Raw genomic sequence first — 633 nt, forward strand, 5'->3', positions numbered from 1 at the left:
GTCTGAAGCGGATCCCTGAATGGGGGCATTCACAGCAGCCCGCAGCTCGGCTTGTTTGCGGTGGCCCGATAGCTGAGACAAATTGGGGAAATAGCGGCGGCGACCCAGGATGGTTTCCACATAGCCGTGTTCTTACACAAAGGCTTCGGTGGCGCGGAGATAGGCAAAAACGCCAGCATAGCGCTCATTAAATCGCTGCAAGAACTGCTTAGCTTCTGCCAGCGATACTCCTGCCGTGCGGGCAAAACGCTGGGCTCCCATGCCATAGATCACGCCATAGTTAATCGTCTTGGCAAGGCGGCGTTCCTCACTGGTTACCTCTTGCTTGTCAAAGAGCAAGCGAGCAGTCAGGGTATGCACATCTTCCCCGGAGCGAAAGCACTCAAGGAGGGTTGGCTCTTGGCTGAGGTGGGCCAGGATGCGCAGCTCAATTTGTGAGTAGTCAGCCGAGGCCAACAGCCATCCCTCCTGGGGAATGAAGGCCTGGCGAATGCGGCGGCTAAACTCACTGCGGATGGGGATATTTTGCAAATTGGGGTTGGAGGAGCTGAGCCGGCCAGTGGCAGTAACGGTCTGGTTAAAGTTGGTGTGCACCCTGCCTGTATCGCGTCTTACCAGAGCTGGCAGCGCATC

Annotated in this window: 1 pseudogene; it reads right to left on the reverse strand. The window is 56.9% G+C overall.

The features are described from left to right. Nucleotides 1–633, reverse strand: a pseudogene (locus NW858_RS11500) (DNA polymerase); the annotation flags it as partial.

This window comes from Synechococcus sp. H55.10 (genome assembly GCF_047502715.1).
Lineage (GTDB): Bacteria > Cyanobacteriota > Cyanobacteriia > Thermostichales > Thermostichaceae > Thermostichus.